Consider the following 18,095-nt stretch of genomic DNA (forward strand, 5'->3'; position numbering starts at 1 on the left):
TCAAAGCAGGCCTATTAAAAAATATTGATTTATTAATGGCTGCTTTTGATAAAACCGACCTCATCCACTGATGCACAAATCACAATCTCATCACCCAGCGACCATTCTGCTGCTCTAGCCGCCATAGCGGCTGGTACAGCTTCCGATCCTGGACCTGCGGGAACATCATATGTGGCATGGGCCTCGTGTGGTAATAACACCGCATAACCTCGTGTTAAAGCTGCGCGTGCTGTTGCAGCCACACACATTTCTGATAAAACACCACAGATGACTAAAGACTGAACTCTAAGGTCATCTAAAATGTGCTGGAGTGATGTTCCTTCAAAACCATTGTCCTCACTTTTCCGTACCACGAACTCATGAGGTTGAGGAGCAAAAAATAACTCCCAACCCACTTGATAAGGCTCATCTACCGTCCCAACTTCTCCGTCATTTTGCAGAAAAATTATTGGTGCGTGCACAGCCCTCGCCTTAGTAATTAAAGTACCAATTGAAGCAATCAATTGCTCGGATGCTGGTACAGCTTCTGCCCCTGATACAAAAGCTTTTTGCATATCAACGATAATTAAAGCGTCTATAGAGCTCTGTGGATTTGAAATAGCAATCACCTGTGAATGGAACTTGGTTTAAGCTTTAAGTTTATCTTATTTATTATTCACATCAATTTTAAAAATCTTCCCGTTACAGACCAGAACTGTATAAATTTGCATATCAATTTCATATACATACTCTGTTGCCTCACATGAGCGACGTCCTTCTCTGTGAATAAAATATCTCGGGTAAGATTTTCCCATTTTTCTCAGCAAGTCGCTTTCTCGATCCCCCACATAAACCAGCTCACCAGAGGATCGCATTGAGTTCGTTTCTCTAGCAGAAACCGATGTTGATATTAGAATTGAAAGCACTGCAAGTATGATGTATTTCATTGTTATAAGCCTTTCTTATTAATCGATATAATTTACCAAATGGTTAAAATAAAGTCATTAACAAACTATTTAACGGTTGCTTAGAGCAGCGGACTCATAATCCGTTAATCTAAACGACACCTCAGCCTCTCCTCAAACCCGATAATTTAAGGAGATGGTAGATTTTGATTTTGGGATTATCTTGATTTAGAAACTAATGCTGTACTTGCTCTTATATTCCGCATGCTCTGGTACATTGGATACGTCCTGATCTGTCATTATTCCATGCTCAGGCATTTTGAAAGTGTTGTGTGCCTCATTTTTAGGCACAATCGGTGGTTTGGTATTAGCTTCATAATTTATTGAGGAACAACCAGCCAGTCCTAGTCCCAATACTCCTGCAAGCAATAATTTTGTCATGAATCTCACCAATTACTATAAAAATCACATAATTTAGCAAATCGTTTAAATCATGTCTCATGACTAATATTTATGAAGTGCTTTACTTAAAAGACTGAAATATTGAAAGCCAAGCAATTTTCTTGTGATTTTTTATTATCATTCTATTCCTCAAAAAGACTACTCACTCTTACATATCGAAGTATACAAACCCTTGTTTTTTCTATATAAGAGGTATTCATCCCTTAAAAAATGAGCATATCAATCATGGAGTCTGTCAGACTTTTATACGTGAGTAAAATTAAGAACATTGACTCGAACTTAAAAACAAATTTGATTGAAATCCTTGATGAGGCTGTAGATTTTAATTATCGTCATGATATTACTGGTGTTTTATATTATGGTCATGGCTATTTTGTACAATGTCTAGAAGGCCCAAAGAGTCTCATTGATGATCTATTTTACAATAAAATTGTGAAAGATGAGCGCCATATCAATTGCGAAATCCTCTATTACATTGAATGTAAAGATAAATTCTTCTCGCAATGGTCTATGAAATTTTCACCAATCAATCAAAATATTACTGATTTTTTCATGAAATATCATTTAGAAGAGTTTAACCCGTACTTGTTAACAGCAGAAACTGTCGAGAAGTTTGTTGCTGTTCTAGCGGGTGAACCTGAGTATGATGTTCAGGCTTATGTTTCTTAAAAAAACTTAATTTCCCCTCTATGGCATTCCTCCTCAAGAATGCCATTTAACTTATAAAAACAATTTTTTATTCAAAATAGATTGAAGCATTCGGTGAGAAGTGCTTATATATACAGCAGAGAGGACGACCTCTTTTTTATTTTTTCAAGCTTTAGGACGACCTAAAAATATTATTAAAGAGGTGTCCGCAATGGCTTGGGCTTATCTAATTTTAGCTGGTATTTTTGAAATCATCTGGGCATATTCCATGAAAATGTCCGAAGGTTTTACCAAATTAACCCCTAGCATCATTACCATTATTTTTATGATCCTGAGTTTTGGCTTACTCGCCGTGGCAATGAAAACACTCCCTTTAGGCACAGCCTATACCGTATGGGTTGGAATTGGTGCAGTAGGTGCATTTCTGATTGGAATATTCTTTTTAAATGAACCGATGGGTTTATTACGTCTTTTGGCAGCAGCCTCAATCGTTTTTGGTGTTGTATTGATGAAACTGACCACCGAGTAACGTTTATTTCATAAAGCCCTTTTCAGGGCTTTTTTTGATGTTATTAAATTGCATCTTTTCAAGCTATGCTAGGCTAAGAAGTCTTTAAGCCTTTGATAAGGAGCGATACGTTGTACGAAATAAGAAAAGCAACATCAAATGATTTTAATGAATTAACAAAAATATGGCTGCAAGCCTCAATCAAAGCGCATCATTTTATTCCTGTAAGCTATTGGGAAAGCAATACAACCAAGATGCAAGAGATCTATTTACCCATGTCTGAAGTTTATATTGCGGAAGATGCAATCAATATTTATGGGTTTATTGCCTTGGTAGAAGACACTGTTGCAGCTATTTTTGTATCTCCTGAACACCAAGCAAAAGGCATAGGCAAACAACTGATCTCATACGCACAGGATATGAGAAGCCGTCTAGAGTTAAACGTCTATCAAGAAAATAAAAACAGTGTAAAGTTTTATCTGGCCAGTGGCTTTAGGATTATAAATGAAGGCCTCGATACAGCCACCAATGCAAAAGAATATGTCATGCTTTGGGAGAAATCGTAGAATCTGCATCAACGCTTCGTTTCGTTGCTATAAACATTGATTTTATCGTTTTAAGAAAAGTGTTCTTTCTACTTCACGACGGCGCACCAGACCCTTTAGAATTTGCCCGCCACCTTTATTCCATACTAGAAACTGATCTGCCGCGGCTCGATAGTCTCCAGCATTTAAATACTTGAGCAGTGTTGAATTCTTAAATGCATTCTGGCCAATGTTATAGCTGAGGGAAACCAGTGCATCAAATTGATTTTGAGATAGTGTTACTAACACTGCTTTATTAACGGCCTTCTGAAAATGCCTTAAGTCATGCTGAAAAAAGGATTTTGCCTGCTCTACGGTGCAGTGATCACCTTGTTGCACCCGAATACCATCAGGGTAAACCGTAGTACCAAAACCAATCGTCCATGTACCTGTACCATCATCGTAGGCATCTAACTTCAAATCTTCGAAGCTCGTAATCAGATTAATCCCAGCCTTATTTATAGACCTTTCATAATCATCTGAATCAACTGCAACACCAATGGCGTCATCTACATCAACAGCAGTTGCGATATTTGAATCTTTATTTGCGCTACGATCCTGATATGAAAATGACTTAGAACCAATAATCCTGTGTAAAAAATCAAAAAACGTCTTCATGATGCATTTTCGCTCTCTGTACTGATCCATCAACCCATTTCAATGATCTACTAAAAACTCACCCTATCATTCATTCAATAAAAAACCTGCTTTATTTATGTTATTTGCTCAATGAAAAACCCGCCGAAGCGGGCTTATTTATTCTTCAATTTCAATCGGGTCACCATCTTCAGGTCGAATATGTCTTTCCCCATCATCAGCAGGATCTACACTCGAACCATCTTTGGTAATACTGTTGTATAACTCATCCTCTTTTTTATCATCAATGAATTCCTCATCGTCGAAATCCATCGCTTCATTATCATCATCAAAATTTAAAGGCTTATTTTCATCGATCATGATCTGCATCCTTTATTTAAATATACCATTTCATGCTTGAATAATTGATAGAGATATTCAACAGTGAACAAACACCTTTTGTGTAACCAATGCTTCAAAATGTATGGATGAGTAATAAAAAAGGCGCCTAAGCACCTAATTTGATTAATCGAAAGCTATTGTGACTGGTTACATTGAATCGTTTTATTGAAAGTTTTATATGACCCTGTTGTGACCATACCAGGCATATAAATCTGCTCACTATGAGCCTGAGCTTTGCTTTCAAGTTCAGTAAAATCTTTGCCCTGACAAATACCTTCGGCTTTTTTATCTACCTTTTTCTTCATCGACTCATCTGATGCAAAGATATTGGCTGTGGTCTGAATCCTATAAGCACCAGAATCAAGTTTCGTCGCTTGCGCTGGAAACATCTGTGCGCAGCCTTGTAGGAGGAGTAATGGAATAATAATCCAAAAAAATTTCATAGATATTCTCTTTCACAAGATTAAACTTTGCTCGCCGCATAAGAATATCATAAATAGCACAAGTTCCCTTTGAGTTAAGAAACTTGCAATTATTCAATCCTGATTATCACATATTGCAAACCGACATATTGATCAAGTTTGGCATGGTTCAAAGTATCATGAAACTCTACTGGCACTTCACGCTCTGTTTCTTCAAATATCCATTTGATATTTTTAATAATTTCAAATTTACCATCAGCATCAAATTTTACACTTGGATCGACAATAGCCTTAACCCTGATGTTTTTATTCGCTTCGATATCTCTTAATGTGATAATTGCCATATCAATCCCCTGATAAAGACCTTTTATATCACATTAGCCTAAAAATTACTGATAAATTAAATATTTATTTCACATTCGATTCATCTGCCTTTGTCTCCGAACCAGTCCAAGCACAGTTTTACGTGCCCGAATCTCTTCTTCCGAAAAAGGCAAATTTAAAATTAACAGTTCAATAGGCAAAGCGCTGTTCTCAATCAAAAAACAATCTTGTTCTGTACTCCAGTCTGGAGCAGGAAATTCAGGCTTAAGGCGGGATCTTTTCATGCCTATATTCTAATCTATTTTGATCAATAAAAAAGCCCACTCCATAGAGTGGGCTTACCCTTATATTCTTTTGCGCTGAATGAGGGTTATTGTTGTTTAGTTATAATGAAACAACAAAGCAAATATAGAGCAAAGTGTGACATACATCAACAAAAATATGTAATTTACAGAGTGACTTTAAAGTTCAACTACACAATATAACATTTGACCAATGAGTCAGATGTTAACCCGTTTTATTTCTTTCTTCCTATCTTAGCCATCCATGCAAGTACCAAAAATATCAATAAAATAATAAATACAATATACATATAAGAAGTCTAATTAAAATAAATACTTAGCTTATGACAAAGCATCAAGGAAAAAAGTTCATCTCTTAACAGAGCGATTAAATTACTTGCTTATTTGTTTGGTGCAGTAGTGATACTTTTCCGCTTTATTTTCAATCCCAACCGTATGAATACATGAACAAAAATGAAGTACCCTCGCGTGAGGTATAGCTTCAGGAACATCTACACCATAACATTGAAGATCCACCTCACCCAATCTTGGTGCCATAATCCATTGACCTGTGTAAAAAGGATAAGCAAATCCAATAATTACAATACTAATGAGTATAAAAATAGGAAAGTTATTTCTAATATATTTCAGCATTTTTTAAATTCTTGATAAAAGTAAATGTGTTGTTAAGCGTTAATTTTAATGATCGCCCGATAATTGTAACGGATAAACAGTCACAACAAATCCTTCTTTAGCGAATAAATAAACCTAGTCATTTTTAGAACTTTTAACTTATCGCCTCGTTCTGAAAATCCTTTCAAAATAGGACAAAACATCACCGACAAGTTATGACGTATCATTGCTTTTAAATGCTGTAAATATGAACACTTCGACACCATATCAATAAGGTGAGTTCCAAAAATACATTTCTCTCTCCCATGATTTAATCTTCGACAAGGTACAACTTCGTCAACTCACATCTCTGAAAATTCATTTATGGAGCATGTGATGCAAAAGCAACGCTATACAACCCCTTTCGCACAATACATGGGCAAAGATATCGATGGCTTCTACCATGTGCGTTTAGGCCCGAAAATCTATCTACTTAAAGTTTCATTAAATTACACACCTGAATTTAATACTGAATTTTTTGGTGGCGTTCAGGCTGCTCCTTTTGATTGGCATTCCGTTCTGGTCAAGGATACATCTGTCAGTGAACCTCGTCCGATTACTCCCGATGAACTAGCAATCAAATGGCTTAAAGGTAATTTGAAGAAAATTATTAATTATCAACGTGCCATAAAGCGAAATGCCAATAGCCAAACGATGCGCTTAAAAAAATCACAGTAGATATTTCCCTGCGCTATTAAATATTAATCAATATCACTCTCTCAATATCTGATTGACATAAAGGTATATTTTTATTGACATCTCAGGCTTTTTTCTAAAATTCATTATTCTTTTGCCGCTTTATAATTTAAATTTTCATTCAAGATAAATCTATTATGCTCTGTTTTGGCCTTTTACATTGATCGCAATAAATCAGTCATCGAATATTTACAATCAAATTTGTTAATACGAAAATATTTAGACTAATCTCTAAATAGTTTTATAAAAAGAGCGACTTAGAAGTCAATCAAGTAAAATGGTGTACAATGAACTGCCTTATAATTATATGTTTTAGTTAAAATTATTAAAACGTATTGATATAAAATGATTTTTACAACTATAAGGATAAATTATGGAGTAAAATTACACTCAAATAATAGAGTTTTATTGAAATTTTATTAAGAAACCTTATATTGGTATATACGTAGCGACCAACTGCCATATGGATCTATCTTCATAAAGCGTCGGTTTATACCTTTTTGATTAGAGGAACACCTCATGAATAAGTTAACAGTTGCAGTTTTTGCAGGCTTAATGACCCTAACTGGTTTTAGCGTACAAGCGGCAACCCCAGAACAAGAATGTAAAAAGTTACAGGATGACTATAACCTCATCTATGCATCTAAAGGATTCTGTTTTAAAGATGCTGATGCTAAAGCAAAATTTGGTAATGAAAACTGCCACACCACTAAGCCGAAGTTCTCTGACAAAGAGCAACAACGCCTTGATGACATTAAAGCTCGCCAAAAAGAGCTAAACTGCAAATAAGCAAATCTTTGCGAAGTGTTCAGCGCTCCGCTTTAGGCTATTTTATTTAATGCCTAAATTCTCAATGTTAAAGCACATACTCCCTATTTAAGGATGAATCATGGCATACGATGACCAAAATATTTTCGCACGTATCTTGCGTGGTGAATTACCTGCAATCAAAATTTATGAAGATGATCAGGTACTCGCTTTCATGGATATCATGCCTCAAGCTGATGGTCATGCTTTAGTTATCCCAAAAACACCAGCGGTAACTTTACTTGATTTGCCGGCAGATGCAGCGGCTTACACGATTCAAATCGTACAAAAAGTTGCTCAAGCGATGGAAAAAGCGCTGGATGTTAAAGGCATTGTCCTGATGCAACTTTCTGGAGCTGCGGCGGGCCAAACCGTACCACACGTCCACTTTCACCTGATTCCAAGTTCAATACATGAGCTTGGTCGCCATGCTGCACAAATGGGTGATCAGGAAAAAATTAAAGCATTTGCTGAAAAGATCAAAGCTGCTCTTTAAACGTCAGTTTTGTCAAAAACGGAGTTGTTACTCCGTTTTTTTATTTTCTAAGCCATTAAAAATAAATAAGAAATATAATTATTACCAAATATGAATCGTCATCAAACTGTCATTTTTCTTTCACTTCTCTGTCACAAAGTTTACCGATACTGCATACAAGTCAGTGAGCTGTGTAACTTTATGTACACAAGCAAGCTTATAACAGTAACTAAGGCATCGGCCATTTACAAAAAAGTGTTTTGGAGAAATCTCAATGAAAAAATTGCTTCTTGCTGCTACTGTAGCAACTTTAGCCATGAATGCAGCGCAAGCAGCACCAACATTGTATGGTAAGCTCAATGTGACTTTGGATCAAATTGATAAAAATGGCTTTAAAGACGAAAGCGTAACTAAAGTAAACTCAAACGCTTCTCGTATCGGTGTAAAAGGTGAAGAAAAACTGACTGAAAAATTAACAGCAGTTTATTTAGCAGAATGGGGTGTTTCAGCTGACGGTTCTGGTTCAGATACTGACTGGGGTATGCGTAACCGTTTTGTAGGTCTTAAGTCTGACGGTATTGGTACTTTAAAAGTAGGTCAATTCGACTCTTACCTTAAAACTGCTGCGGGTAACAACCAAGATATTTTTAACGATCACACTGAACTAGATATGACCAAAGTTCTTGCTGGTGAAGATCGTTTAAGCAACGTAGTTGGTTTTGAAACAGACAAGAAGTTACTAGGTGGTCTAGCATTCAACATCATGTTCCAGCAAGGTGAAGAATCTTCAGCTGTTAAAAATGATGCGAAAGGTCAAAAAGGCAGCCGTGATGGTTTTGGTGACGGTGTTTCAACATCTCTTACCTATGAAAATAAAGACTATGGCCTAGCAGCAGCTGTTGCAGGTAACTTTGGTGTAGCATCAACTTATAATGCTTATAATAAAGAACTTGGTGGCAAAATCTATTCTGATGCAATCCGTGTAACAGGTTCTTTAGACTTGGCTCCAGCTGGTGTTAACGGTTTAGTATTGGGTGCTTTATGGCAAACTGCTCAACCAACTGACGATACAGTTGTTGTTGCTGGTACACCAGCTGTTTCATACAAAGGCTTGAAAGAAGATGCATTTGGCGTAACAGCTGCATATGCGATCCCTTCTACACCTGTGAAATTAAAAGCAGAATACATCTCTGCAAAAACAGAAGTTGATGGTCGTGAAGATCGTAAAAATGACTTGTATGGTATCGGTGCAGACTACAACATCAATAAACAAGCTCGCTTCTACGGTGTTGTTGCTCAACAAAAAATTGACTGGCAGAAAGATGATAACAAGAAAACTGTTATCGGTTTGGGTATGGAATATAACTTCTAATTTGAAGTTAGCTTCTTAAACAAAAATAAAAGGGCAAACTGCCCTTTTATTTTTTTCATTTATTATTTTTAATTAAAAAAGCTTTTTACCGTTTTACGAAAATTTTGAATCACCAGCTCCCTTGTTCTACCACGCCTAAAAATAAGAGAAAATGGCGCGCAATAACCAAACATTGCGGGTAATAAGACTTTTAAACGTTTTTGCTCCACCCAAAACTGTGCAAAATGTTCGGGTAAATAACCAATGTATTGCCCAGATAAAATTAGAATGAGTTGTGCTTCCATTGAGTCAACTGTCGCAAATGAATGCTTAAATCCCTGTTTTGCCAGTTCAGTGTGACTCCAGTAACCACGACTCACCATTTTTCCTTGTCGAATAACGTCAGCAGTCAAATTCTGGTGTGCGAACATAGGATGTTTATCACTACAAAATAGCCACTGTTGTTCTTTATGGAGAGGCTGATACATCACCCCATTCATTTTCATAAAGAATGAACCAATCGCGACATCAAAACGATTTTCCAAAATTCCCATTTGCAACTCATACGGCGACTGCACCTGAATTTTGATATAAATATGAGGGTTTTGTTTTGAAAACTCACGAATCATTTGATCCAGAGGAATATTCTGATCCGTCACCATAGAATCTAGCATACCGATTCTCAATGTACCGGTTAACTCACCTTTAATCTGGGCAGTATGTCTGGAAAAGTTTTCCAGTTCATGCAAAATCCGTTTGGCCTCCTGTAGAAACATCTCTCCTTTTTGGGTTAAAGAAAAACCACCACGCCCTCGTTCACATAACTTAAAACCCACGATTTGTTCTAGTTGAGTCATATAGGTACTAATTGCGGAGGTTGATAGATTCAACTCCTGTTGAGCATTTGCAAAGCCTTTATTCCTTACAACGCTGACAAAAATTCGAATCAATTTAATATCAGAATAGGCCACTTCTTCCATCATATTTTCCTTATTTTCTCTACATTATTTTAAAACATCCAACATCAGATTAGTTTAGAAAAATCTGAACTAAGTTTTTTAAAAAAAGGATTTATTCCTACCTGAGACTGGTTGATAAATAAATAAAAGGAGAAATAAATGAACAAGATGTTAAATCAACCACTCGGTGGGAATGAAATGCCACGCTTTGGTGGGATTGCCTCGATGCTACGCCTACCAGTGGTAGAGCATGATGCAGGGCTTTCTAATCTAGATGCAGCTTTCATTGGCATTCCTTTAGATATTGGCACCTCCTTGCGTTCAGGTACCCGTTTTGGTCCTCGTCAAATCCGTGCTGAATCAGTCATGATACGCCCTTATAACATGGCAACTGGTGCGGCTCCCTTTGAATCCTTGAATGTTGCAGATCTTGGTGATGTTCCTATTAACACCTTTAACCTAGCTGAAGCGGTACGCATTATTGAAGAATATTATGACCGTATTCTGGCACATCCTATTATTCCGCTCACACTTGGTGGCGATCACACGCTGACCCTTCCCATCCTCAGATCTATCTATAAAAAACATGGTCCAGTTGGCCTCATTCATATTGATGCTCATGCCGATGTCAATGATGAAATGTTTGGCGAAAAAGTCGCACATGGCACCACTTTTCGCAGAGCAGCAGAAGAAGGCTTACTCGATTGTCAGCGTGTTGTTCAGATTGGCTTACGTGCTCAGGGCTATAGTGCAGACGATTTTAACTGGAGCCGTCGTCAGGGTTTTCGTGTCGTTCAGGCCGAAGAATGTTGGCACAAATCGCTTGCCCCTTTAATGGAAGAAGTAAAACAGCAAGTCGATGGTGGGCCTGTTTATCTCTCCTTTGATATTGATGGTATCGATCCTGCATGGGCACCCGGTACAGGTACACCGGAAATTGGGGGCTTAACCACAATTCAAGCAATGGAAATTGTCCGTGGTTGTCAGGGTTTAAATCTTGTTGGATGTGATCTTGTCGAAGTATCGCCACCATACGACACCACGGGCAATACATCCTTATTAGGTGCCAATTTACTTTATGAAATGTTATGCGTTTTGCCTGGAGTAAAGATACATAAATAATTGTATTTGCAAATGATAATAATGAAATAAGGGAATATTCAAGGATCTTATCGGATGAAGATAGAACAATCACAACGGGCTGCTGCGGCAGCATTTATTGGCACAACCGTAGAGTTTTATGATTTCTATGTATATGCCACCGCCGCAGCCTTAGTACTCGGTATCGTATTTTTTCCTCAAACTGATCCTGTCACTGGCACATTGGCTGCCTTTGCAACCTTTGCAGTGGGTTTTATTGCACGCCCTGTTGCAGCACTTATTTTTGGACATTTGGGGGATAAATTCGGCCGCAAAAAAATGTTGCTATTCACAATGCTATTGATGGGTGTTGCCACAACAGGAATTGGACTCATACCAAGTTATAACAGTATCGGAATTTGGGCACCTGTACTGCTGATTGTTCTACGATTTATGCAAGGTCTATCTGTCGGAGGTGAATGGGGCGGCGCCGTGTTAATGGCAAGCGAACATGCCCCCGCTCATAAGAAAACCTTTTTTGCTTCTTTTGCTCAAATGGGCAGTCCTGCTGGCCTGATTCTTTGTTTACTCGTTTTCAGAGCCATTACCTCATTGGATGAAAAAGACTTATTCACTTGGGGCTGGCGTATTCCGTTCCTGTTGAGCTTTGTTTTTATGCTGATTGGTCTTGCAATACGTCTAGGGGTTGAAGAATCTCCTGAATTTAAACAAATGCAGGAGAAACAGGAAATCGTCAAATTTCCAATTAAAGAATTGCTCAAAAATTACTGGCCTCAAGTACTTTTTGCGGGACTCTCTATCACAATCGGTACAGCAGGTTTCTTTTTTACCAATACATTTATGATTACCTACGTCACCCAATATGTCGGGATCAGTCGCCCAACTATTCTGGATGCATTATTTTGGGTAACTGTATTTGAATTTATCGCGATGCCAGTTGCTGCATGGTATGCCAGTAAAATTGGTTCTCATCGTTTTTTATTCTGGGCTGCCATTTTATGTATCGCTGTTCCTTATCCAATGTTTATGCTGGTCAGCACTAAAAATATTTATTTAATCGTTTTAGGCATTACATTGGCTGTGATTGCGCTGTCTTCACTGTATTCAGTCGTCGCTGGTTTTATGGCCGAAGCTTTTCCTGCCAAAGTTCGTTATTCAGGGATTTCCATTTCCTATCAAATGATTGCGGCGATCACAAGCGGTACTACTCCAATCATTGGGACTTTGCTTGCACAGCACTACGCTGGTGAATGGTTACCTTTAGCGCTTTTATTCAGCTTCCTATCTTTGCTTTCTTTGATTGGTATCTGTGGCATTACTCAGCTCAGAAGACAACAACTCCAAACACCGCAACCTACTCAGAAACAGGAAGCTTCAAGAGAGGCCGCTTAAAATTACAAACTTTAGAGACAAGGATGTCTCTTATAAATAAACAAGGAAAATCAAAATGAAGAAAGATCATTCTAAATCCATTACACACATTGAAAGTTATGGTATTGAAGAAATACCAACTTACGCGCGTACAGCAACGCCATTTGATCTATTCCGCCTGAGTTTTGGTGGCGCCAATACCTTTTCAACCTGTGTCTTGGGAAGTTTTCCCATTGTATTTGGTCTTTCTTTTCAAGCAGGTTTATGGGCGATTTTGTGTGGTGTTCTATTCGGTGCATGTATTTTAGCGCCTATGGGAGTTTTTGGTGCACGCACAGGAACCAATAACGCCGTGGCTTCAGGAGCACATTTTGGCATACACGGCAGAATTGTAGGCTCATTCCTATCCCTACTTACAGCCATTGCATTTTTTTCTCTATCGGTTTGGAGTTCTGGTGATGCACTCATTGGTGCAACTCAACGTTTGTTTGATCGTTCCTATCAAAATAATTGGGTTTATGGATTGGTGTATAGCGGCTTTGCCTTGCTGGTACTGATTATTTGTATCTATGGTTTCCGTTTTATGCTATTGGTCAATCGAATTGCGGTGATTACCTCAAGCCTACTCTTCTTTTTAGGCCTTTTTGCTTTTGCTCAACAATTCGATTCAGCTTATGCAGGACAGATTCAATTAGGTGAAACTGGTTTTTGGGCTGCTTTTACAGGCGCTGCGCTGATTGCATTTAGTAATCCAATCTCCTTTGGAACTTTCTTAGGTGGCTGGTCACGTTATATTCCCAAAGAGACCTCATCCTATAAAATCATGCTGGCAGTTTTTACTTCCCAGCTTGCAACCTTGATTCCCTTCCTATTTGGTCTTATGACAGCGACGATTGTTGCAAATCATGTACCTATCTTTATGCAACAGAATAATTATATTGGTGGGCTAATTCACATAGCACCTACCTGGTATTTTATTCCGCTGTGTTTAATTGCGCTTATTGGTGGTTTATCTACTGGAACTACCGCCTTATATGGTACAGGATTAGATATGTCGAGTATTTTTCCGAAGCTGCTTAGCCGTGTTAAAGCAACAATATGCGTTGGTGTCCTCTCTATCATATTTATTTTTATCGGTCGTTTTCTGGCAAATTTGACTCAAAGTGTCACGACCTTTGCTACCCTCATTGTCGTGTGTACCAGCCCATGGATCATTATTATGATTATTGGTTTCGTATCTCGTAGAGGCTATTATAAAAATGATGATTTACAAGTATTTGTAACTGAAATAAAAGGTGGCGTGTATTGGTTTCATCATGGTTGGAACTGGCGTGGTCTCATTGCATGGATTCCAAGTGCATTCATCGGCCTATGCTTTGTGCACTTACCTCATCAGTTCGTCGGGATCTGGGGAAATTTTTTTAATGGCCTCGATCTGAGCTTACCTATTAGTATAGTACTGGCGGCACTGCTTTATACTCTACTGCTCAAATTCTTTCCTGAACCAAGCTCAGTGTATAGTCCAACATTAACTGCTCAAAGCGCAAAACAGCAAACCAATCCATCACTGGTTTCAGACTAAGCATAATAAAGCAGATAGAGGGCTTAACCCATAAACATTCAGCCAGAAAAAAGCCTGCTCATATGAACAGGCTTTCCATTGAGATTAATTTATTTCTTTAAAAAACCACTCACAAGATTCAACACTTGCTGAATATCCTGATTGGCTTCTTGAGGATTGGTACTGCTGCCTTGGGGCGTCAATGAATCAATCACTTGTGGTAAAACCGAAGCAATGGCACCATAAATTGCCTGTTTAGGCGCTTGAGTTTGCTGAGCGACCTGTTCGACATCCTGATCATCAAATAAGCTTTGAATATTCTGCTCTGGCACATCTTGGGCATTTTGCTGTTGTGGATCAACCCAGCTTTGTACCTGATTGCTTAGACCAGCATTTTTCAATTTATCCAAAGCACCTTGTAAACCACCTTGTTTTTGAATCCACGCCAAAACTAAAGGTAAAACTGCAATCAACAACGTTTGTGCCGTGTTTCCACCCGTTGCATTACTTTGAGTTGAACCTGCACCACCGCCTAATTGACCCAACACAGAACCTAAGATTCCGCCTAGACCACCTTGCTGGTTTTGAGTATTTTGCTGTTGCCCACCCAACTGACCAAGTACCGAACCTAAAATCCCACCTAAACCGCCAGCTTGACCTGACTGTTGTTGACCGCCACCTAAAGCTTGCTTCGCTAAAATTTCAACAATATTGGTTAAATCTGTCATAACCTAAACTTTCCTTTTGGAATTATTTATTCCAAAAGCATACGCTGCTTTGAAAACACAGCACAAAGATAAATTGTTAAATTTTGCAAGGCTTTGCTGCGAATCTCCGACCGAAATCTCAATCAGATTTAAATCGCAGCATTCATCGTTTACCAGCGGAATTTATCCCAGTTTTCAGGATTGGCCCAGAACTTGGAGTTAAACCAGTCTGGTACATGTTTATAAGTTAAAATATTAAATTGCCATAATGCAAAATCGCTGTCATGAGTAGTTTTATCAATCAGTTGAGTGAAACCCAGTGAACGCAATAGCTTTTCATCTTCACGCTTACTCACTACCACAATCCGCTTCGCCATCAGGTCACGCAGCTTCACCAAAAGCTGCGCTTTTTGTGTTTCGGTAATATTTTGCATTTCTTCGGTATCAAATAATACAAAACCTAAATCATAACGTTGCGTAAATGGCAGACTTAAAAAGTCAGTTACGTTAAAATAATGCCATTGAATTGAAGCATTTTGGTCAATCTGCTGACCTATACAAAGTGCAGTATGAATGGGCTGTTCTTGAGATAAATCGTCTAGCATAGAAGTGATGACATTTTGTTCAGCCATAACTGCAACCCTTGATTGAGAAAGATGAGAGTTTATTAATGGAACTACAAGGCATTTGTCATAAAATGCATGCAGCGCTCAAAACGCATAGTGTAACTGATCAATCAACAAGCAAGGCAAATGTTGAATATAAATTTATATTAGATCGTACAGAAACTGACCTACCTTTTGTTTTAGGGCAGGAAATCGAGATCGAATGGACTGGTAATATTTTTTGTACCTCTTGCGGCTCAAAAACACCGAAGTCTTATTCCCAAGGTCATTGTTTCAAATGCTTTAAAACAAAAGCAGAATGTGATCTGTGTATTATGAAGCCTGAAACCTGCCATTATCACTTAGGCACTTGCCGTGAAGACCAGTTCGCTCATGATGTCTGCTTTCAGCCGCATATTGTTTATTTAGCCAATTCAAGTGCCTTGAAAATCGGGATTACCCGTATCGTGAATATGCCAACCCGTTGGCTGGATCAAGGTGCAACTCAGGCTTTACCGATCATGAAAGTGGGCTCACGTCGTTTGTCAGGCCATCTGGAAACTTTAATTGGGACACAAATCGCAGATAAAACTGATTGGCGTAAACTTCTTAAAGGTGAAGCTGAGCCATTAGATTTGATTGAAAAACGTGATCAGATTCTGGAAGAATTTGCGCCTAAGATTCAAAGTATTCGTGAAGAATTTAATCAAAACCTTGAGTTTAACGAGAATCTGGAATTTCTAGAGGACGAAAAACCAAGAGAGTTTATCTACCCTGTTGAACATTATCCTGAAAAAATTAAATCACTGAATCTGGATAAAACACCTAAAATTCGTGGTGTGTTGCAAGGCATCAAAGGCCAGTATTTGTTAATGGATATTGGTGTGATCAATATCCGTAAATACACGGGCTATGAACTGATCCTTCGTGCCTAATCCGCATCATAAAAAAGGTGGCTTTCAATGCCACCTTTTTTATTTATCCCGTTTTTAAACAGTTCAAAATTGCCTGTACAGGATCCTCGGTATTGCCTGAGATCAATTGTTTATGCATGCTTAAATGTTGCATCATTTGAATATGCGCTGTTTCATGATCCATTAAACGCTCAATTTCAGTGGCTAAATGCTGTGGTGTTGCATCGGCCTGAATCAGTTCCTCAATGACTTTTTTACCTGCAATAATATTAGGTAAAGAATAATACGGAATCTTGACCAAGAATTTGGCAATGATATAGGTCAGCCAATTCAACTTATAGAAGGTTACCATTGGACGATGCAATAACATTGCCTCGAGTGTCGCGGTACCAGAAGCCAAAGCCACAATATCACTGGCATTCATGACCATACGGCCAATCTTCGATTCTGCATCGCTATTTTCCAGCACATGAATTTTCGATTTTAAACCAGCATCCAAGTGTTGAATGCCCTGTTCAATCTGATGTTTACGTGCATCATTGATCGCAGGAATTAAAAACTCGACTTCAGGATGCTTGCGATGCAGGATGTCAGCAGCACCAGTCAACAACGGCAGTAAACGTTCGATTTCACCACGGCGACTGCCAGGTAATAAAGCGATGTGAGTCTTATGTGCGGATAGACCCAGTTGATGCTTGGCTTCGGCAATTGGATTTTTTAACGGTAACTGCTTTGCCAAAGGATGCCCGACGAATGCCGCAGCAACGTCATAATTTTCATAGAACGTTTTTTCAAATGGAAATAAACAAAGGACCAGATCGATACTGCGTTTAATGCCATGCACACGGCCTTGACGCCATGCCCATACCGATGGACTGACATATTGCACGGTTTTTATTGGTAAATTCTTTTCTTTAATGGTTTTGGACAAACGCAAATTAAAATCTGGCGCATCAATACCAATAAATATATCCACTGGATGCTCGGTCCAGCGCTCGACTAGACCATCACGGACAGCAAATAACTTTTTCAGGTCTTTTAAAACTTCCACGATTCCCATGACGGATAAAATTTCCATTGGATAGTAGCTATGGAAACCTTCCGCAATCATTTGTGGTCCACCAATCCCTTCAAATTCGACATCGATGCCTTGTTCACGAAAACTGCGCATGAGTTTCACCCCTAGCGTATCTCCAGAAACTTCTCCCACCACGATGCCAATTCTTAGTTTTTGCTTTGACAAGACCCACGCCCCACAGAAAGATTTAAATGATTCTAACAAAATGATTTTACACTGAATCAAACATGATCTGGCAATTTGTTCACGATTGGTGAACATCATTTCTCATCTAAGATGTCATTGTTTTACAGAAAACCTATCTAGATTTACGATGAAATGGCAATTGATTGAGATTGCAGGAATAGCTAATATGAACAAGAATCATTCCCATATGTGATTTATTTCTCCCTTCCTCCGTATCAAGACCCGTTATGGCTAAATCAACCTCGCTTACCTTTGTCTATCGACTGAGTATTTTCTATCGCTTTGCGTTGACCTTTGTACTGGGCTACCTCTGTATGATGTATTTAAGCCTTAGCCTGACCTCATTATTTGTCCGTGTACTTGATAAAGCAGAGGCGATTTATCTGGCGGCTTTTATCGCGATTCTCTTTTATCTCATTTTCATCATTATTAGTTTCTGCTCACATTCATTATTGAAACTCACGTTGATCAGTCTGGGCTTAACAGGCGTATTGTTTGGCTTATCTGTAGGTTTAAATTAA

24 protein-coding genes are annotated in these 18,095 nt (G+C 38.4%); 12 read left to right on the top strand and 12 right to left on the bottom strand.

All coding sequences use genetic code 11. The annotated features are described in order from the left end of the window. Window positions 1–32: 32 nt before the first annotated feature. The 3 genes from A9Z07_RS01890 to A9Z07_RS01900 all read right to left on the bottom strand — a co-directional run bounded on the left by A9Z07_RS01890 (window position 33) and on the right by A9Z07_RS01900 (window position 1,325). Complete coding sequence (locus tag A9Z07_RS01890) at window positions 33–608, bottom strand: isochorismatase family protein (RefSeq protein WP_069576454.1); 576 nt, start codon at window positions 606–608, stop codon at window positions 33–35. Window positions 609–644: 36 nt separating this feature from the next. Beyond that, entirely contained in the window at window positions 645–926 is a 282-nt protein-coding gene (locus tag A9Z07_RS01895; protein ID WP_069576460.1) for a hypothetical protein, read from the bottom strand. Between the two features lie 186 nt (window positions 927–1,112). After that, the gene (locus A9Z07_RS01900; RefSeq protein ID WP_069576462.1) at window positions 1,113–1,325 is read right to left on the bottom strand and encodes a hypothetical protein; all 213 of its coding nucleotides are present in this window, start codon (window positions 1,323–1,325) and stop codon (window positions 1,113–1,115) included. A gap of 246 nt (window positions 1,326–1,571) precedes the next feature. On the opposite strand from A9Z07_RS01900, the gene A9Z07_RS01905 reads away from it, so the two are divergent. From A9Z07_RS01905 to A9Z07_RS01915, 3 genes are all read left to right on the top strand, one after another. Next, a complete protein-coding gene (locus A9Z07_RS01905) occupies window positions 1,572–2,015 on the top strand; it encodes a BLUF domain-containing protein (RefSeq protein ID WP_005257454.1) in 444 nt (147 codons plus the stop codon). 190 nt (window positions 2,016–2,205) lie between these two features. Beyond that, entirely contained in the window at window positions 2,206–2,523 is a 318-nt protein-coding gene (locus A9Z07_RS01910) for a DMT family transporter (protein ID WP_004772104.1), read from the top strand. A gap of 110 nt (window positions 2,524–2,633) precedes the next feature. After that, entirely contained in the window at window positions 2,634–3,068 is a 435-nt protein-coding gene (locus A9Z07_RS01915; protein WP_069576464.1) for an N-acetyltransferase, read from the top strand. Window positions 3,069–3,110: 42 nt separating this feature from the next. Here A9Z07_RS01915 and A9Z07_RS01920 read toward each other — a convergent pair whose 3' ends face one another. The 5 genes from A9Z07_RS01920 to A9Z07_RS01940 form a co-directional block, all read right to left on the bottom strand. Beyond that, on the bottom strand, window positions 3,111–3,704 hold the full coding sequence (locus A9Z07_RS01920) for a lysozyme (RefSeq protein WP_069576557.1): 594 nt from the start codon (window positions 3,702–3,704) through the stop codon (window positions 3,111–3,113). 138 nt (window positions 3,705–3,842) lie between these two features. Continuing rightward, on the bottom strand, window positions 3,843–4,043 hold the full coding sequence (locus A9Z07_RS01925; RefSeq protein WP_047427331.1) for a hypothetical protein: 201 nt from the start codon (window positions 4,041–4,043) through the stop codon (window positions 3,843–3,845). Between the two features lie 155 nt (window positions 4,044–4,198). Next, entirely contained in the window at window positions 4,199–4,453 is a 255-nt protein-coding gene (locus tag A9Z07_RS01930; protein ID WP_081406395.1) for a hypothetical protein, read from the bottom strand. A 143-nt stretch (window positions 4,454–4,596) separates the two neighbouring features. Next, window positions 4,597–4,830, bottom strand: coding sequence for a hypothetical protein (locus A9Z07_RS01935; RefSeq protein WP_004772094.1), 234 nt, complete (start codon window positions 4,828–4,830; stop codon window positions 4,597–4,599). 69 nt (window positions 4,831–4,899) lie between these two features. Next, window positions 4,900–5,094 (bottom strand): hypothetical protein, encoded by a 195-nt coding sequence (locus tag A9Z07_RS01940; RefSeq protein ID WP_069576468.1) that lies wholly within the window; start codon window positions 5,092–5,094, stop codon window positions 4,900–4,902. A gap of 1,005 nt (window positions 5,095–6,099) precedes the next feature. On the opposite strand from A9Z07_RS01940, the gene A9Z07_RS01950 reads away from it, so the two are divergent. From A9Z07_RS01950 to A9Z07_RS01965, 4 genes are all read left to right on the top strand, one after another. After that, entirely contained in the window at window positions 6,100–6,441 is a 342-nt protein-coding gene (locus tag A9Z07_RS01950; RefSeq protein WP_069576477.1) for a hypothetical protein, read from the top strand. Between the two features lie 537 nt (window positions 6,442–6,978). Further along, on the top strand, window positions 6,979–7,248 hold the full coding sequence (locus tag A9Z07_RS01955) for a YARHG domain-containing protein (protein ID WP_004772091.1): 270 nt from the start codon (window positions 6,979–6,981) through the stop codon (window positions 7,246–7,248). A 100-nt stretch (window positions 7,249–7,348) separates the two neighbouring features. After that, window positions 7,349–7,762 (top strand): HIT family protein, encoded by a 414-nt coding sequence (locus A9Z07_RS01960; protein WP_004772089.1) that lies wholly within the window; start codon window positions 7,349–7,351, stop codon window positions 7,760–7,762. A gap of 253 nt (window positions 7,763–8,015) precedes the next feature. Beyond that, window positions 8,016–9,113, top strand: a complete 1,098-nt coding sequence (locus A9Z07_RS01965) for a porin (RefSeq protein WP_069576478.1) — start codon at window positions 8,016–8,018, stop codon at window positions 9,111–9,113. Between the two features lie 68 nt (window positions 9,114–9,181). On the opposite strand, the gene A9Z07_RS01970 is transcribed toward A9Z07_RS01965, so the two are convergent. Continuing rightward, on the bottom strand, window positions 9,182–10,072 hold the full coding sequence (locus A9Z07_RS01970; RefSeq protein WP_069576482.1) for a LysR family transcriptional regulator: 891 nt from the start codon (window positions 10,070–10,072) through the stop codon (window positions 9,182–9,184). A 138-nt stretch (window positions 10,073–10,210) separates the two neighbouring features. On the opposite strand from A9Z07_RS01970, the gene speB reads away from it, so the two are divergent. From speB to A9Z07_RS01985, 3 genes are read left to right on the top strand one after another with little or no spacing between them, the layout of a single operon-like run. After that, on the top strand, window positions 10,211–11,173 hold the full coding sequence (gene speB / locus A9Z07_RS01975) for an agmatinase (protein WP_069576485.1): 963 nt from the start codon (window positions 10,211–10,213) through the stop codon (window positions 11,171–11,173). Between the two features lie 54 nt (window positions 11,174–11,227). After that, window positions 11,228–12,544 (top strand): MFS transporter, encoded by a 1,317-nt coding sequence (locus A9Z07_RS01980; RefSeq protein WP_069576491.1) that lies wholly within the window; start codon window positions 11,228–11,230, stop codon window positions 12,542–12,544. Between the two features lie 55 nt (window positions 12,545–12,599). Next, window positions 12,600–14,105 (top strand): purine-cytosine permease family protein, encoded by a 1,506-nt coding sequence (locus A9Z07_RS01985; protein ID WP_069576497.1) that lies wholly within the window; start codon window positions 12,600–12,602, stop codon window positions 14,103–14,105. An 89-nt stretch (window positions 14,106–14,194) separates the two neighbouring features. Here A9Z07_RS01985 and A9Z07_RS01990 read toward each other — a convergent pair whose 3' ends face one another. Beyond that, window positions 14,195–14,812, bottom strand: coding sequence for a YidB family protein (locus A9Z07_RS01990; protein WP_069576499.1), 618 nt, complete (start codon window positions 14,810–14,812; stop codon window positions 14,195–14,197). A 149-nt stretch (window positions 14,813–14,961) separates the two neighbouring features. Beyond that, window positions 14,962–15,423 (bottom strand): DUF6231 family protein, encoded by a 462-nt coding sequence (locus A9Z07_RS01995; protein WP_004772084.1) that lies wholly within the window; start codon window positions 15,421–15,423, stop codon window positions 14,962–14,964. A 38-nt stretch (window positions 15,424–15,461) separates the two neighbouring features. On the opposite strand from A9Z07_RS01995, the gene A9Z07_RS02000 reads away from it, so the two are divergent. Beyond that, window positions 15,462–16,331: a DUF2797 domain-containing protein gene (locus A9Z07_RS02000; RefSeq protein WP_005257426.1), complete on the top strand. Its 870-nt coding sequence runs from the start codon at window positions 15,462–15,464 to the stop codon at window positions 16,329–16,331. Window positions 16,332–16,374: 43 nt separating this feature from the next. On the opposite strand, the gene lpxB is transcribed toward A9Z07_RS02000, so the two are convergent. Further along, on the bottom strand, window positions 16,375–17,649 hold the full coding sequence (lpxB, locus tag A9Z07_RS02005) for a lipid-A-disaccharide synthase (protein WP_413772615.1): 1,275 nt from the start codon (window positions 17,647–17,649) through the stop codon (window positions 16,375–16,377). A 152-nt stretch (window positions 17,650–17,801) separates the two neighbouring features. On the opposite strand from lpxB, the gene A9Z07_RS02010 reads away from it, so the two are divergent. Then, the gene (locus A9Z07_RS02010) at window positions 17,802–18,095 is read left to right on the top strand and encodes a hypothetical protein (protein WP_047427297.1); all 294 of its coding nucleotides are present in this window, start codon (window positions 17,802–17,804) and stop codon (window positions 18,093–18,095) included.

Source organism: Acinetobacter sp. YK3 (genome assembly GCF_001729365.1).
Lineage (GTDB): Bacteria > Pseudomonadota > Gammaproteobacteria > Pseudomonadales > Moraxellaceae > Acinetobacter > Acinetobacter vivianii.

Bases quoted from the DNA above. Each gene is read 5' to 3' on its own strand.
- A9Z07_RS01895 (WP_069576460.1), bottom strand. From the start codon at position 926: ATGAAATACATCATACTTGCAGTGCTTTCAATTCTAATATCAACATCG.
- A9Z07_RS01900 (WP_069576462.1), bottom strand. From the start codon at position 1,325: ATGACAAAATTATTGCTTGCAGGAGTATTGGGACTAGGACTGGCTGGT.
- A9Z07_RS01905 (WP_005257454.1), top strand. From the start codon at position 1,572: ATGGAGTCTGTCAGACTTTTATACGTGAGTAAAATTAAGAACATTGAC.
- A9Z07_RS01910 (WP_004772104.1), top strand. From the start codon at position 2,206: ATGGCTTGGGCTTATCTAATTTTAGCTGGTATTTTTGAAATCATCTGG.
- A9Z07_RS01920 (WP_069576557.1), bottom strand. From the start codon at position 3,704: ATGAAGACGTTTTTTGATTTTTTACACAGGATTATTGGTTCTAAGTCA.
- A9Z07_RS01925 (WP_047427331.1), bottom strand. From the start codon at position 4,043: ATGATCGATGAAAATAAGCCTTTAAATTTTGATGATGATAATGAAGCG.
- A9Z07_RS01930 (WP_081406395.1), bottom strand. From the start codon at position 4,453: ATGTTTCCAGCGCAAGCGACGAAACTTGATTCTGGTGCTTATAGGATT.
- A9Z07_RS01935 (WP_004772094.1), bottom strand. From the start codon at position 4,830: ATGGCAATTATCACATTAAGAGATATCGAAGCGAATAAAAACATCAGG.
- A9Z07_RS01940 (WP_069576468.1), bottom strand. From the start codon at position 5,094: ATGAAAAGATCCCGCCTTAAGCCTGAATTTCCTGCTCCAGACTGGAGT.
- A9Z07_RS01950 (WP_069576477.1), top strand. From the start codon at position 6,100: ATGCAAAAGCAACGCTATACAACCCCTTTCGCACAATACATGGGCAAA.
- A9Z07_RS01955 (WP_004772091.1), top strand. From the start codon at position 6,979: ATGAATAAGTTAACAGTTGCAGTTTTTGCAGGCTTAATGACCCTAACT.
- A9Z07_RS01960 (WP_004772089.1), top strand. From the start codon at position 7,349: ATGGCATACGATGACCAAAATATTTTCGCACGTATCTTGCGTGGTGAA.
- A9Z07_RS01965 (WP_069576478.1), top strand. From the start codon at position 8,016: ATGAAAAAATTGCTTCTTGCTGCTACTGTAGCAACTTTAGCCATGAAT.
- A9Z07_RS01970 (WP_069576482.1), bottom strand. From the start codon at position 10,072: ATGGAAGAAGTGGCCTATTCTGATATTAAATTGATTCGAATTTTTGTC.
- speB (WP_069576485.1), top strand. From the start codon at position 10,211: ATGAACAAGATGTTAAATCAACCACTCGGTGGGAATGAAATGCCACGC.
- A9Z07_RS01980 (WP_069576491.1), top strand. From the start codon at position 11,228: ATGAAGATAGAACAATCACAACGGGCTGCTGCGGCAGCATTTATTGGC.
- A9Z07_RS01985 (WP_069576497.1), top strand. From the start codon at position 12,600: ATGAAGAAAGATCATTCTAAATCCATTACACACATTGAAAGTTATGGT.
- A9Z07_RS01990 (WP_069576499.1), bottom strand. From the start codon at position 14,812: ATGACAGATTTAACCAATATTGTTGAAATTTTAGCGAAGCAAGCTTTA.
- A9Z07_RS01995 (WP_004772084.1), bottom strand. From the start codon at position 15,423: ATGGCTGAACAAAATGTCATCACTTCTATGCTAGACGATTTATCTCAA.
- A9Z07_RS02000 (WP_005257426.1), top strand. From the start codon at position 15,462: ATGGAACTACAAGGCATTTGTCATAAAATGCATGCAGCGCTCAAAACG.
- lpxB (WP_413772615.1), bottom strand. From the start codon at position 17,649: ATGTTCACCAATCGTGAACAAATTGCCAGATCATGTTTGATTCAGTGT.
- A9Z07_RS02010 (WP_047427297.1), top strand. From the start codon at position 17,802: ATGGCTAAATCAACCTCGCTTACCTTTGTCTATCGACTGAGTATTTTC.